Here is a 13,622-nt window from a genome sequence, read left to right as displayed (position 1 = left end):
TCCAGGGCTCTGCGTACCGGGAGAGCCGTTCGGGTGACGGCTGTCGGGGGATGACGGCGGATCAGGGGCGTTCCGGTCAGGCCACGGTGTCCATGTCGGACGCCGTCACCTGCGGCGGAGCGGCGAGGGCCGGGGCACCGGCCGGACGGCCGAGACCCGCCTCGAGTTCGGCCAGGGCGAGGCGTACGGCGGCGATCCGCTCGCGCAGCTCCTCCGCGTGTTCCACCGGCTCCGGCGCGCCCGGTGCCGCTGCCAGGGGGAGGGACGCGGCGCCGTCCTCGCCGGCCTCCATCGCGCGGGCCTCGTCCAGCGAGTTCAGCACCACCCCGATCAGGACGTTGACCAGCACGAACGAGGCCAGCAGGACGTACGAGGCGTAGAAGAGGATGCTCAGCCGCGAGATCTCCAGCCCGGCGTGCACGGCCTCGCCGAGCCCGTCCAGGGTCATCAGCAGGAAGAGGGTGAGCAGGGCCCTGCCGATGGAGCCGTAGTGCCCGGGGTCGCTGTCGGCGAAGCAGACCCAGCCGACCATCGCGTACACGTAGAGCACCAGCGCGCCGACGAACAGGAAGCTCACCGTGCCGGGCAGGCTGCGGCCGACGGCGACGAGCAGGACGCGCAGCTGCGGCAGGAAGCGGGCCGTCCGCAGCACCCGGGCGAGCCGCAGCAGCCGCAGCACCGTGGTGTTCTCCCGCACCAGCGGCAGGAAGGCCGAGGCGAGGACGGCCAGGTCGAAGAGGTTCCACGGGTCGCGGAAGAACCGTGCGGGCCGGTCGGCGTGCGCGCCGAGCCGCAGCAGCATCTCCACGGTGAAGACGGTGAGGCAGGCGCGTTCGGCGGCCTGCAGGGCCTGCTGGTACTCGGCGGCCAGGCCGCTGTACGTCTCCACGCCGAGCAGCGCCGCATTGGCGAGGATGGCGGCGAACACGGTGAGCCCGAAGAGCGGCGCCTCCGTCAGGGCCCGGCAGCGTGCGGCGAGTACCGCCCGGCCCGCCGGTGCGTTCCCAGCGCTCGTCATGACATCCCCTCCACGGCAGTCCGCGGCCCACCGCCGCACCATGCCGGTCAACGATCTTCCGCGCCGGTGGTCACTCCTCCGTTCGGGCACACACGCGGGTCCTTGGGGCGCGTCCGTACCGCCGCGCGCCCGGCGACCCGGTGGCCGCGGTACCGGGTGCGGTTTGCCGGTTCGGCAACAGGCTTTGTCGGATCCGGCGGTCCGGGTCCACGATCGGAGCAGGTGAACGGAGGGACGCACCATGACGACAGACACCCGGCAGATCCCGGACCCGGCAGACGGTGGCGGCGAGCGCGCCGCATGCCGGCCCACCCCCGGCGGGCACCGGCACGGCCACCAGGGCCACCAGGGCGACCAGGGCCACGAGGGACACGGCCACCGGCACAGCGGAGCGGACGGCGCGGGATCGCCGTCGACCGAGGAGTGGTGGGACGACCGGTACGGCGAGAAGGAGCGGATCTGGAGCGGCAACCCCAACGCCGCGCTGGTCCGCGAGGCCGCCGACCTGCCGCCCGGCCGCGCCCTCGACCTCGGCTGCGGCGAGGGCGCCGACGCGGTCTGGCTCGCCCGGCAGGGCTGGCAGGTGACCGCCGTCGACATCTCCCGGGTCGCCCTCGACCGGGCGGCCGAACACGCCGAGGAGGCCGGCGTCGCCGACCTGATCGACTTCCGGCGGACCGACCTCGCGACCGGGTTCCCCGAGGGCGCCTACGACCTGGTGTCCGCGCAGTTCCTGCACTCCGCGGTCGAGCTCCCGCGGGAGGCCATCCTGCGCAGGGCCGCCGAGGCCGTCGCCCCCGGCGGCGTCCTGCTGGTGGTCGGCCACAGCGGCCCGCCATCCTGGCTCGACGGCACCGACGAAGGCCACGCGCACGACTCGCTGCCCACACCCGCCGAGGTCCACGAGGCGCTCCGGCTGCCCGCCGGGGCCTGGGAACTGCTCCGCAGCGCCGAACACGTCCAGCCGATGACCGGCCCCGACGGCCTCCCCGCCACCCGGACGGACAACACCCTCATGCTGCGCCGCATCCCCGCCTGACGGTCGCCCCGGGAGCTGTTCTCAGGGGCACCCGTGCAGCGGGAGGCGAACCGGCCCTCATACCGCCGGCGGGGGAGGGGGGCCGTTCTCCCGGCGCGGCCCGGACTGCAGGAGCAGGGTGGCGATGTCGTCCCAGCGGCGGCCCGCCCGCCGTGCCCGCGCGACCAGTTCACGGACCGTCACCCCGAGGTCCGCCGCCAGGGAGTGGTCGACCTGCCCGGCGAGCGAGGCGATCGCCCGGCCGAGGTCCGTGCCGGGTGCCTCCACCAGGCCGTCGGTGTAGAGCAGCAGCAGGGAGCCGGTGGCGAACGGCACTTCGGAGACCGGGTAGACGGCGTGCGGGTCGATCCCCATCGGCGGGCCCGGCGGGATGTCCAGCACCCGGGCCGGCCCGCCCGGCGGCCGCAGCACCGGCGGCGGATGCCCGGCGCTGACCAGCTGGGCCCGCTCCGCCGCGAGGTCGAGGTGGGCGTACAGGCAGGTGGTGAACAGGCCGGGGTCGAGGTCGCACAGCAGCCGGTTGGTGCGCCCGATCACCTCCTCCGGGGAGGCGCCGGCGGCGGCGTGCACGGCCGTGCGGACCTGGCCCATCAGTGCGGCGGCCGGGAAGCTGTGGCCCTGCACGTCGCCGATCACCGCGGCGGCCGCCGAGGGGCCGAGCCGGATCAGGTCGTAGAAGTCGCCGCCGACGTCCATGCCCCGGGTCGTCGGCAGGTAGTGCGCGGCGACCTGCAGGCCGTCGATCGCGGGCAGTGTGTGCGGCAGCAGGGCCTGCTGCAGGTCGTGGGCGAGCTGGTTCTTGGTGTCGTACAGGTGCGCCCGGTCGAGGGCCTGCGCGATCAGGCCGGCCAGCGAGGTCAGCACGGTCCGCTCGTCGGCGGCGAAGGGGTGCGGCCGGTCGTACGACAGCAGCAGGCAGCCCACCGGGCGGCCGGAGGTGATCAGCGGCAGGACCGCCCAGGCCTGCTTGCCGGTGACCTGCGGGACGTCCGGATAGGCGGCCGCCAGCTCCTCGGAGCTGCCGAAGAAGCCGGGGATGCCGGTGTTCAGCGCCCGTACCGTGGGCGTGTCCCGCAGGGCGAGCGGGATCTCCTCGAAGCGCGCCATGGCCTCCGCCGTGTAGCCGCGGTAGCCCGACACCCGGAGCCGGCCGTGCTCGGAGGTCAGCAGCGCCAGGCCGTGCGCCCCGAAGGAGGGCAGCACCTGTTCGGCGACCAGCGACACCACGTCGTCCACCGACACCGCCTCGGTGAGGGCCGCCGCGAGGTGCATGATCTGGTAGATCTGGCCCGCCCGGGAGACCGGCACCGGCCGGGCCGGCGGCACCGGTTCGGGCCCGTCGTCGGCCGGGGTGATCCGGATGCTGATCCCGTCCTCGGCCGGGTACAGCCGGAACGCCAGCCACCGGTCCGGCGGGCGCATGGCGGTGAACGCGGACGGCTCGCGGCTGATGATCGCCGAGCGGTAGCGGTCCTCGTACGCCGGGTCGTCCAGCCACGGCAGTGCCTGCCAGGGCAGCGCGCCGAGCAGCTTCTCCGGGCCGGCGCCGAGCAGGGCGCAGGCCCCGTCGGTGAGGAAGACGATCCGGCCGTTCAGATCCATCGCGCAGCTGCCGCCGGGCAGCCGCTCGGCGAACGCCCGGGCCGCCATCTCCGGCAGCTTCGCCGCGGCCAGCCGCAGCGGCAGCACCCGCGGCCTCGCCGGGACGGCGGGCCTCGTGCCCGCCAGCAGTTCGCCCAACCGGTCGCACGCGGCCGCGACCACGGCCCGCTCGGCCTCGCCCAGCTCCTGGGGGTGCGAGCTCGGCCACAGCAGCAGGAGCGCTCCCAGGCAGTGTTCGCCCGCGCAGACCGGTGCCGCGGCCAGTGCGAAGTGGTACGGCATGGTCACCGCGGACCGGGGGTACTGGCGGGCGAACTCCTGCTGGCTGCCCGACCACACCAGGGCCCGCCGCCGCACCGCGTCGCCGACCGGGAACGGCGCCGTCACCGCGACCCTGGTCCACGGGGCGACGAACTCGGCCGGGAGGCCGCGGACCACCGCGAGATGCAGCACGTCCTCGTCCTCCGGCAGCAGGAACAGGCACGCGGAGGAGGCTCCGCACAGCTCCACGAGACCGGTCAGCGCGCCGTCGATCCGCCCGTCCCAGCCCGCCCGGCCGCGGTCACCGACGGCCGGCACGGGGGGCTCCCCGCATGCCCGGAACGCCCGGCGGCCGGGGAAGCGGCGCAGGCCACAGCGTCATCCGGACATCGCCCATACCAGCGACGCTACGCCCGCGGGCCGCACCGGGCACCCCGGGTGGCACCGCGGAACCGCCCCCGGGGCGCTGCCGGATGCCGTCCGGCCTGCGGATATCCTCGGCAGCCGGTGACCGGGAGCCGGCAGCCGGTCGACAGGGCAGGGGAGCAGGCGATGGGGCACGAGGAGTGCGGCGACGGGAAGCTCGCGGCCGAGGGCGAGATCGCCGTGGCCAGACTGGCGCTCGACTCCGGAGACCTCCCGCACGCGGCCGACCACCTGGCCGACGCCATGCTCCACGACCCGCAGCAGCCCGACCTGTACGAGGCGCTCGCCGAGCTGTGCGCCCGGGCCGGCGGTGCGGCCGCGACCCGCACCCACTTCCCGCTCGAGGGCCGGATCTACCTGGGCACGCTCGTCTGCCGCGCGCACGTCGAGGCGGCGGCGGGCGACTGGGACCAGGCGGTCGGCCTGATCGCCGCCGCGATCGGCTTCGAGCCCGCCACGCCCTGGGCGCACGCCGCCTGGTTCGCCCGCGAGGACCTCGCCGAGCTGGTCACCCCCGACGCCGTGGTCCAGGCGCTGCCCCGCGCCATGCGCGGCCTGCCCGATCCGATGCCCGAGGACCTGGCGGCCGCCGTGCGGCCGTTCGCCGACCTGGTGCGGGTCGTGGTGCGGCGCCATCCCGACCATGCCGCGCTGCTCGCCCTCGCCTCCGGCCTGGTCCGCCGCTTCGGCGACACCGAGGAGGGCGTGCGGCTCGCCGAGCGCGCCCACCGGGCCGCCCCCGGACACCTGTCGGCGGTGATGTTCGGCAACGCCCTGCGCGCCCACGGCGACACCGAGCGAGCCCTGGCCGTCTGGGAGGCCGAACTCGCCCGCGACCCGTCGGACACCCACCTCGCCGTCGACGTCGCCGAGTTGTACGGGGCGACCGGCCGCCCCGCGAAGGGCCTGGCCTGGCTGGACCGCGTCCTCGCCGCCGAGCCCGACCATCCCAAGGCGGGCCCCGCCCGGCACGGCCTGCGGCACCGCATCGACGGCGGCACGGCGCATCTGGTCGCCCTCGCCGACCACCACCGGGCCCACCCGGACCACGACTACGCCCCGGACCTGCTCGCCCACCTCGTCCGGCAGCAGTCCTGGCTGGGCATCGTCCCCGGCGCCCGCGAGGCGACCGTGAACGTCCTCCACCAGTGCCTGGAGTCGCCGACGGCGACCCGCGACAGCGAACTCGAGATCACCGCCTCGCAGCTGGAACCGCCCAGCTCCCGGCTGGCCGTGCGGCTCGCCTTCCCGGCCGCCGACGTCGTGTACGGCAGCATTCCCGAGCCCGACCCGCGCCACCCCGTCCGCCCGGTCGGCACCCGGGTATGGACCTGGAACGGCACCGAACCGGCCCCCGCCGTCCCGGCCCCCTCGGCGGAGGCCGCCGAACTGCTGCGGGACACCGCCGAGATCGCCTGGCCCGCCCCGCCGGCCGCCTACGACCACGCCGTACGGCTCGCCGGTCTGCCGCTCGAGGACCTGCTCGGCGCCCTCGCCCACCCGCCGGCCCCGCGCGAGGACGAGCTCGGCCGCGCGCTGCTCGCCCACCAGCCCGAACTGTGGGTGCGCGCCGTCCAGGTCTTCGCCTGCCTCGGCATCGCCCACCACCGCACCGACCAGCCCTGGGCCGGCTCGAAGCGCCGCGAGGTGCTGCTGGACCTCCTGTACGGCGCCGACGACTGGACGGTCGAGGCCGCGGGCTTCGCCCTGGCCGCCGTCGGCTGGACGCAGCCCGAGACACGCACCGACATCGCCGAGCACCTGCACGCCCGGCTCCGCCACACCGCCGAGGCCGCCCGCCGGCGCGAGGTGACGATCCTTCCGTCGCTCTGCACCCTGATGCTCGCCTGCCCCTGGGCCGACGCCCGAGCCCTCGGCCTGGCCCGCACCCTCGCCGAAGGGCCCGCCGACGACACCCCGGCCACCGCCCCCGCCGCCCCGAAGCCCGGTCTCCTCCGCCGCCTGTTCCGCCGCCACTGAGGGGGGCGGCCGGGCGCGCGGGGGTACCCCGGTCGAGCGAGCTGTTCGGATCATCGGCATGTTCCAGGCGCATCCGTGCGGGCACATACCAGATGACAGGACGTCAGGAGCAGCCGCCCCGCCGTCGTACGGCCCGCGGCACGCCCGGCGTCGAGCACAACCCCTGCCGATCGACGACCGGGGGCGCGCGGACCTGCCCGCGGCGCCCCCACGCCACCCCCACCCCAGGGCCGTTGCGGCCGCCCACCGGCGGCCCGCCGCCGCGTGCGCCCGGCCCGCCGCACCACGAAGGGGTACCGATGGCCGACCTCAACCTCCCCGGCGCCGAACAGCGCCGGCTCGACGACGCGCCCATGGCCGGAGACGGCGGCGCCCGCACCATCTGGCACATCACCTGGGACCGCAACGCCACCGCCGACGCCCCCGCCGACCTGCTGCCCTTCGACAACCTCGCCAACTACTTCACCGGGTCGGGCTCCGGCGCGGCACCGCACGTCCTCTGGGACCCGTTCACCGGCCGGACCGCCCAGTTCTTCGCCGCCACCTCCCGCAGCAAGTCGGTGGTCAACGCCCCCGGCGGCGTCGAGACCAACCGCAAGGGCGACATCTGCATCCAGATCGAGAGCCTGTTCTTCCCGTACTGCCGGGTCGGCGGCAAGGTCTACGCCACCCTCGCCGACGCCCCCTGCACCGGACTCGACCGGATCGTCGCCTGGCTGCGCTCCTGGGGCGTCCCCGACGTCTGGCCGATGGGTGCACCCACCTGGTCCGCGAACCGCTCCGCCACCACCTGGAACACCCGCAGCGGCCACTACGGCCACTCGCAGGTCCCGGAGAACGACCACACCGACCCCGGGCCGATGCCCGACCTGTTCCGCTTTCCCCCGGCCGGCGCCGCCGACCGGCGCCGACTCGACGAAGAAGTGAGGTGACACCCGTGGCACTCGTCATCGGAGACATCAAGCCCGGCTTCCTGGACGGCCACCCCGAGAACGGCACCCTCATCCCGCTGCCGCCCCAGAACGGCGGTGCCGTCGGATGGGGCCCCGTCTACCTCTCGTTCGGCTGCGACTTCGGCGACGCCCAGCTGCGCATCGCCGTCTGGAACGAGAACTCCCGGTCGTGGCGGGTCTCCGGCCTGACGGTCACCGCCGCCGGCGGGCGGGTCGGCGTCCCCGTCCAGGACGGCGACTCCAAGGTCTCCGTCGCCCGGGTCAAGGCCTCCGCCACCGACACCGGCCTCTGCCCGATCGGCTACCTCGTCGAGGCGATCCTCCGCGCCTGACGGCCCGGCCGGCACTCGGGTGGTCGATCGGGGTGCCCCCGGTGCCCCATGATCGACCACCCGGTGCGCGTCCGAGGACGAGGACGAGGCCGGGGACGCCCTGTCGGTGCGTCAGACCTCCCCGCCCGCAGGGCCCGGACGCAGCTGGTGGAGGGTGTAGCCGCGTCCGGCGGGGTCCATGCGGCGGGTGGCGGTGGTGAAGAGCTCGGCGGCCCGGCGGTAGGAGAGGCGGCCGCGGCCGGTGCCGGGGCAGCGGTCGGCGGCGGGTGTGCCGGCCGGGGCACGGCGTTCGGTGAGCAGCAGCGGCCCGTTGGCGCGGCCGGCGACGAGCAGCGGCAGGAGCCGGGCGCTGGCGGCCCGCCAGCGCAGGGCGGGCCGGCCGGGGCCGGGCAGGGTGCAGCGGTGGAGCAGGTCCAGGTGGTCGACGTCCAGTGCGAGCACGGACTCCACCGGGGCGCCGCTCTCGTGCAGCAGCCGCCACGTCACCCGCTCCCGCAGCGGTGCCCGCAGGGCGAGTACCGCCCGCAGTTCGTCCGGGCCGAGCGGCGCGGCGGCCTCCGGGCGGGGGAGCGGGCGCAGGCCCGCGGCCGGGTCGGCGGCGAGCCAGCCCTGCTCCTGCCACCAGGCCAGGGCGCCGCGCAGGATGGACAGCTCGCGGTTGAGGGTGCGCGGGTCCGCGTCGGCGGCCCGCCGGGCCAGCGCGGACTGCAGCAGCGCCGGCGCCGCCGGTCCGTCCAGTACGGCGAGCGGCAGCGCCGGGGGCCGGGCGCCGCGGCGGGCGGCACCGACCGGTACGGGCCGGTCGGCCAGCAGCCAGGACCAGTTCGCCAGTGCGATCCGGTAGACGCGCCGCGAGCCCTCGCCGAGCGGCGCGGCGGCGAGGTAGCGGCCGACCGCAACCTCGTACTCCACCGGTGCCGAGCTGTCGCAGTAAATCACCCGGCCATTAGAACACCCTGCCCGAGTCCTCCCAGCAAGCAGGGTGTCTACCCGCGTTGCAAGATCATTGCGTCGACGGCGCTCAGGTGCGCCCGCCAGGTGCACGCCGTCCGTCGCCCCGGTGCCCTCGGTGGCACCGCCCTGCCGACGTCCCGTCAGGCCGGTGCAATAAATCCGGTGCCCCGCCGCCGGGGTGTTCCCTAGACTCGCCGCGAGCCGCACGCCACCGGATCGGGCGTGCGCCGTGACGAATCGAGGGGAGTCGGGCCGTGCACACCTGCACCGCTGCCGTCGTCCCCCCGTCGCGTTTCGAGGTGATCCTGGTGTCTTCGTCGACCCGGTGCCGGCTGCGCGCCCTGCACCGGAGGTCCGTGACGAACGCCTGACCTGCGCACCCGCTCCGCCCGCCCCGCCGTACGGCCCGTGACCGTCCGGCAGCGCGGCCGGCGGTGTGCCCGAGGTCCGTCCGCGGGGGAGCGCCCCGCACCAGCGTCGTCCGTCCATCGCGCCGCCCTTTCCCCAACGTTCGAAAGGCACCGGGCCGTGCGCACCGACCTGAACCGTTCCACCGTCACCCGCCCCGCCGACCTGCCGGCGGCCGTCCGCAACCTGGGCATCCTGGCCCACGTGGACGCGGGCAAGACCACCGTCACCGAGCGGGTCCTCTACCTGACCGGCGCCATCCACCGCCGCGGCGAGGTCCACGACGGCACCACCGTCACCGACTTCGACTCCCAGGAGCGTGACCGCGGCATCACCATCTTCGCCGCGGCCGTCAGCTGCAGCTGGGACGGGCACCGGATCAACCTGATCGACACCCCGGGCCACGTCGACTTCTTCGACGAGGTGGAACGCTCCCTGCGCGTCCTCGACGGCGCCGTCGCCGTCTTCGACGCGGTGGCGGGCGTCGAACCGCAGAGCGAGGCGGTGTGGCGCCAGGCAGACCGGCACGGCGTGCCGCGGATCGCCTTCGTCAACAAGCTCGACCGGGCCGGCGCCGACCTCGACTCGGCGGTCGCCTCGATCCGCGAACGGCTGCACCCGGCCCCGCTGGCCGTCCAGCTGCCGATCGGACGCGAGGACGGCTTCACCGGCGTCGTGGACCTGCTCCGCATGCGCGCCCTCACCTGGGCCGACGGCACCGACGGCGCCCAGGAGGGGCCGGTGCCCGAGGCCCTGCGCGAGGACGCCGAGCGGCGCCGCCGCGCGCTCGAGGAGGCGGTCGCCGAACTCCACCCCGCCGCACTGGAGGAGTTCTGCACCCGCGGCACCCTCGGCGCCACGACGCTGTCCGCGGCCCTGCGCGACCTCACCCGCACCGGCGAGGCCGTCGTGGTGCTCTGCGGATCGGCCTACCGCAACCGCGGCATCGAACCGCTGCTGCAGGCCGTCGTGGACTACCTGCCGTCCCCGCTGGACGTGCAGGCCGTCCGCGGCACCCTCGGCGGCGAGGTGCAGGAGCGGCCCGCCGACCCGGCGGCACCGTTCGCCGCCCTCGCCTTCAAGGTCAACTCGACCGCCACCGGCCGGCTGACCTACCTCCGTATCTACTCCGGAACCGTCCGAAAGGGGGACACCGTGCTCGACACCGCCACCGGCCGCACCGAGCGGATCGCCCGCCTCGTACGCGTCCAGGCCGACCGGCACGCCGAGACCGACACGGCCACCGCCGGAGACATCGTCGCGGCGATCGGACTCAAGGCGGCCCGCGCGGGCGCCACCCTGTGCGCACCCGCCGCCCCGCTCGTCCTCGAACCGCCGACCACGGCCGAACCGGTCGTCTCGGTCGCCGTCGAGGCGTGCCGCAACACCGACACCGAGCGGCTCGCCACCGCCCTGGCCCGACTGGTCGAGGAGGACCCGTCGCTCGCCGTCCGTACCGACCCCGAGACCGGACAGGTCCTGCTGTCCGGCATGGGAGAACTGCACCTGGAGGTCGCCGTGGAGAAGATCCGCCGCGCCGACGGCGTCGAGGTCGCGGTCGGCCGCCCCCAGGTCTCCTACCGGGAGACCGTGGCCGGCGGCGTCACCGGCCTGGTGTACCGGCACGTCAAGCAGGACGGTGGCGCGGGCCAGTTCGCCCACGTCGTCATCGACGTCGAACCGCTGCACCCCGACCCGGAGGCGGCGGACGGCGGCGACGGTGCGGGCCGCTTCGAGTTCCGCTCGACCGTCACCGGCGGGCGCGTCCCGCGCGAGTACGTCCAGGCGGTCGAGGCGGGCTGCCGCGACGCCCTCGCCGAGGGCCCGCTCGGCGGCCACCGGGTGACCGGCGTGCGGGTGACCCTCACCGACGGTGCGACCCACGTCAAGGACTCCTCCGAGACGGCGTTCCGCACCGCCGGCCGGTTCGCCCTGCGGGACGCGCTGCGCGCCTGCCGGATGACCCTGCTCGAACCGGTGGTCGAGGTCACCGCCACCGTGCCCGACGACGCCGTCGGCGCGGTGATCGGCGACCTCGCCGCCCGCCGCGGCCGGGTCACCGGCCAGGCCGCCAGGGCGGGCACGGCGGTCGTCACCGCGACCGTCCCGCTGGCGGAACTGTTCGGCTACGCAACCCGCCTGCGCAGCCGCACCCAGGGCCGCGGCACCTTCACCACCCGCCCCACCGGCTACGCCCCGGCCCCCTGAGCAACGCCATCCGGGGCTGACGGGTGACCCATAGGGGGCGTGGAGAACTGCGCGAATCCGGAAGGCCGCTCACCCGAGCCGCCCTCCCCCTCCCGCACCCTCGCGCCCCGAAAGCCCGACACCCCGTCACCCGCCCACTGCACCTACGGAGGACGCTGCACCCCATCATGGACACCGGCCGTCCGCGATCACGCCCGGCCGGCCGGTGTCCCACGGAGGAGAAGCCATGCCCGAGTCCCCCGCCCCGCTCCGCCTGGAGGCGATCGCCACGGTCGGCCCCGCCGGGATTCCCGCTGCGGCGGCGGAGGCCGAGCGCCGCGGGATCGGCCGGTTCAGCATGTCCGAGACCGCGCACAACCCCTTCCTCCAGCTGGCCCGCGCCGCCGACCGCACGGAGTCGATCGAACTGGCCACCGGCGTGGCGATCGCCTTCGCCCGCACTCCGATGACCCTCGCCTACGAGGCCTGGGGCCTGCACGAGGCGTCCGGCGGACGGGCCGTCGTCGGCCTCGGCTCGCAGATCAAGCCGCACGTCGTCCGCCGCTTCGGCATGCCCTGGGACCGCCCGGCGGCCCGGATGACCGAGTACGTCGCCGCCGTCCGCGCCATCTGGCACAGCTGGCAGACCGGCGAGCGGCTGGCCTTCCGCGGCGAGTTCTACACCCACACCCTGATGACCCCGGTGTTCGCCCCCGGCCCGGTCGAGTCCGGTACCCCGCCGATCCTGCTCGCCGGTGTCGGACCGCTGATGACCAGGGCTGCGGGTGCCGTCGCCGACGGTCTGATCGCCCACCCCTTCACCTCCACCCGCCATCTGGCCGAACACGTCCTGCCCGGTGTGCGGGCCGCCCGGGCCGAGGCCGAGGGTGCGGGTTCGCCCTGGACGGCGCGGCCGTTCGAGGTGGTCGGCTCGGTGCTCACCGCGACCGGCCGCACCGAGGAGGAACTCGAGCGGAACCGCCGCGGGGTCCGCGAGCGGATCGCCTTCTACGCCTCCACCCCCGCCTACCGGCCCGTCCTGGAGACGCACGGCTGGGGCGGGCTGCACGACGAGCTGCACCCGCTGTCCGTCCGCGGACGGTGGAAGGAGATGGGCGATCTCGTCGACGACGAGGTCTTCGACGCCTTCGCGGTGGCCGGCGAGCCGGCCGAGGCCGCCCGGGAGATCCACCGCCGCTACGCCGGCCTCGTCGACCGGCTCGCGGTGCACGGCCCGGAGGGCTCCGACCCCGGACCGGTGCTGGACGTCCTGAGCGAGGTCCGCGCACTCGACACGGTGGGGTGACGTGCAACACCGAGTACCGTGGACGCGGTGCACTGAGTGCCGTAATCCGCGGATGGTGCTAGGTTTCAGCGCATGACCAACGCGCAGAAGGCCGAAGCGGAGGCCACGGCCGCCACCGGGAAGCCCGCAATGCGCGACGCCCTGATCGCGGCCGCCTTCCAACTGTTCCTGGACCGGGGCTACGAGCAGACCACCATCGACGACATCGTCGGCCTGGCCGGCGTCGGCCGCCGCTCGTTCTTCCGCTACTTCCCCTCCAAGGAGGACGTGGTCTTCCCCGACCACGAGCAGTGCCTGGCGGACATGACCGCCTTCCTGCAGGACAGCGCGGACACCGACGACCCCGTCCTGCGGGTCTGCGACGCCGCCCGCCTGGTGCTGCGGATGTACGCCGAGAACCCCACCTTCTCCGTGCAGCGCTACCGCCTCACCCGCCAGGTCCCCGGCCTGCGCACCTACGAACTCTCGGTCGTCTGGCGGTACGAGCGCACCCTCGCCGAGTTCCTCCGCGGTCGCTTCGCCGCCCGCAAGGACGGCACGCTGCGCGCCGACGCCATTGCCGCCTCCGTGGTCGCCGCGCACAACCACGGGCTGCGCTCCTGGCTGCGCGCCAACGGCCAGGGCGACGCCGAGGCCGAGGTCGACCGCGCCCTCGAGTACGTCCGCAACACCTGGTCGTCGAAGCCGCAGGCCCGGCCCGGCGCCGACGAGGAGGAAGAGGACGTGATCGTCGTCATCACCAAGCGGCGCACCCCGATGTGGCGGGTCGTCAGGGACGTCGAAGCCAGCCTCAACAACGACTGACCGCCACCGCCCACCGCCCGGGGCCGCCGCCTCTCCGCGAAGCCGGCCCTCGGCTCGTGCTGCGCCACCGCGGCGTCCACCCGGGCGACCCGTCCAGTGGATCGAACGAGCGGGCCCGGCCCCGGAGCCGTAGGACCTGTTCCGGACCGGACACCCGTGAACGCAAAGACGCCCGACCGGGAAGCCCGGTCGGGCGTTTCTGCGTGCGCCCCTCGCGGCCCGGAGGACCGGGACGCCGTGGGGTCAGCGGCCCTTCGCCTCGGCGGTGAGCTGGGGGAGGACGGTGAACAGGTCGCCGACGACGCCGTAGTCGACGAGTTCGAAGATCGGGGCCTCGGGGTCCTTGTTGACC

The 13,622-nt window shown here is 75.2% G+C and carries 10 protein-coding genes and 1 pseudogene; 7 read left to right on the top strand and 4 right to left on the bottom strand.

The features are described 5' to 3' along the window. Positions 1 to 76: 76 nt before the first annotated feature. Entirely contained in the window at positions 77 to 1,018 is a 942-nt protein-coding gene (locus tag AB0M03_RS23760; protein WP_363493999.1) for an ion transporter, read from the bottom strand. A 241-nt stretch (positions 1,019 to 1,259) separates the two neighbouring features. Between AB0M03_RS23760 and AB0M03_RS23755 the strand changes: the two genes are divergently transcribed. Beyond that, entirely contained in the window at positions 1,260 to 2,057 is a 798-nt protein-coding gene (locus AB0M03_RS23755) for a class I SAM-dependent methyltransferase (protein WP_363493997.1), read from the top strand. Positions 2,058 to 2,114: 57 nt separating this feature from the next. Here AB0M03_RS23755 and AB0M03_RS23750 read toward each other — a convergent pair whose 3' ends face one another. Further along, on the bottom strand, positions 2,115 to 4,238 hold the full coding sequence (locus AB0M03_RS23750; protein WP_363493995.1) for a SpoIIE family protein phosphatase: 2,124 nt from the start codon (positions 4,236 to 4,238) through the stop codon (positions 2,115 to 2,117). Between the two features lie 234 nt (positions 4,239 to 4,472). Here AB0M03_RS23750 and AB0M03_RS23745 point away from each other — a divergent pair, with 234 nt between their 5' ends. The 3 genes from AB0M03_RS23745 to AB0M03_RS23735 all read left to right on the top strand — a co-directional run bounded on the left by AB0M03_RS23745 (position 4,473) and on the right by AB0M03_RS23735 (position 7,611). After that, positions 4,473 to 6,326, top strand: coding sequence for a tetratricopeptide repeat protein (locus AB0M03_RS23745; protein ID WP_363493993.1), 1,854 nt, complete (start codon positions 4,473 to 4,475; stop codon positions 6,324 to 6,326). A gap of 299 nt (positions 6,327 to 6,625) precedes the next feature. Then, positions 6,626 to 7,258, top strand: coding sequence for a hypothetical protein (locus AB0M03_RS23740; RefSeq protein ID WP_363493991.1), 633 nt, complete (start codon positions 6,626 to 6,628; stop codon positions 7,256 to 7,258). A gap of 5 nt (positions 7,259 to 7,263) precedes the next feature. Beyond that, complete coding sequence (locus AB0M03_RS23735; RefSeq protein WP_363493989.1) at positions 7,264 to 7,611, top strand: hypothetical protein; 348 nt, start codon at positions 7,264 to 7,266, stop codon at positions 7,609 to 7,611. Positions 7,612 to 7,722: 111 nt separating this feature from the next. Here the strand turns inward: AB0M03_RS23735 and AB0M03_RS23730 are convergent, their stop codons facing one another. Beyond that, a complete protein-coding gene (locus AB0M03_RS23730; RefSeq protein ID WP_363493987.1) occupies positions 7,723 to 8,550 on the bottom strand; it encodes a hypothetical protein in 828 nt (275 codons plus the stop codon). Positions 8,551 to 9,093: 543 nt separating this feature from the next. Here AB0M03_RS23730 and fusA point away from each other — a divergent pair. The 3 genes from fusA to AB0M03_RS23715 all read left to right on the top strand — a co-directional run bounded on the left by fusA (position 9,094) and on the right by AB0M03_RS23715 (position 13,270). Next, complete coding sequence (fusA, locus tag AB0M03_RS23725; RefSeq protein WP_363493985.1) at positions 9,094 to 11,181, top strand: elongation factor G; 2,088 nt, start codon at positions 9,094 to 9,096, stop codon at positions 11,179 to 11,181. Positions 11,182 to 11,407: 226 nt separating this feature from the next. Next, on the top strand, positions 11,408 to 12,466 hold the full coding sequence (locus AB0M03_RS23720; RefSeq protein WP_363493983.1) for a TIGR03617 family F420-dependent LLM class oxidoreductase: 1,059 nt from the start codon (positions 11,408 to 11,410) through the stop codon (positions 12,464 to 12,466). A gap of 129 nt (positions 12,467 to 12,595) precedes the next feature. Continuing rightward, the gene (locus AB0M03_RS23715; protein WP_363494138.1) at positions 12,596 to 13,270 is read left to right on the top strand and encodes a TetR family transcriptional regulator; all 675 of its coding nucleotides are present in this window, start codon (positions 12,596 to 12,598) and stop codon (positions 13,268 to 13,270) included. Positions 13,271 to 13,513: 243 nt separating this feature from the next. On the opposite strand, the pseudogene AB0M03_RS23710 reads toward AB0M03_RS23715, so the two are convergent. Beyond that, a pseudogene (locus AB0M03_RS23710) lies at positions 13,514 to 13,622 on the bottom strand (electron transfer flavoprotein subunit alpha/FixB family protein); the annotation flags it as partial.

Source organism: Kitasatospora sp. NPDC051914 (genome assembly GCF_040680995.1).
Lineage (GTDB): Bacteria > Actinomycetota > Actinomycetes > Streptomycetales > Streptomycetaceae > Kitasatospora.
The sequence above is the reverse complement of the archived record's forward strand: the minus strand, read 5'-3'. Positions and strand labels throughout refer to the sequence as shown.

Bases quoted from the DNA above. Each gene is read 5' to 3' on its own strand.
- AB0M03_RS23760 (WP_363493999.1), bottom strand. From the start codon at position 1,018: ATGACGAGCGCTGGGAACGCACCGGCGGGCCGGGCGGTACTCGCCGCA.
- AB0M03_RS23755 (WP_363493997.1), top strand. From the start codon at position 1,260: ATGACGACAGACACCCGGCAGATCCCGGACCCGGCAGACGGTGGCGGC.
- AB0M03_RS23745 (WP_363493993.1), top strand. From the start codon at position 4,473: ATGGGGCACGAGGAGTGCGGCGACGGGAAGCTCGCGGCCGAGGGCGAG.
- AB0M03_RS23740 (WP_363493991.1), top strand. From the start codon at position 6,626: ATGGCCGACCTCAACCTCCCCGGCGCCGAACAGCGCCGGCTCGACGAC.
- AB0M03_RS23720 (WP_363493983.1), top strand. From the start codon at position 11,408: ATGCCCGAGTCCCCCGCCCCGCTCCGCCTGGAGGCGATCGCCACGGTC.
- AB0M03_RS23715 (WP_363494138.1), top strand. From the start codon at position 12,596: ATGCGCGACGCCCTGATCGCGGCCGCCTTCCAACTGTTCCTGGACCGG.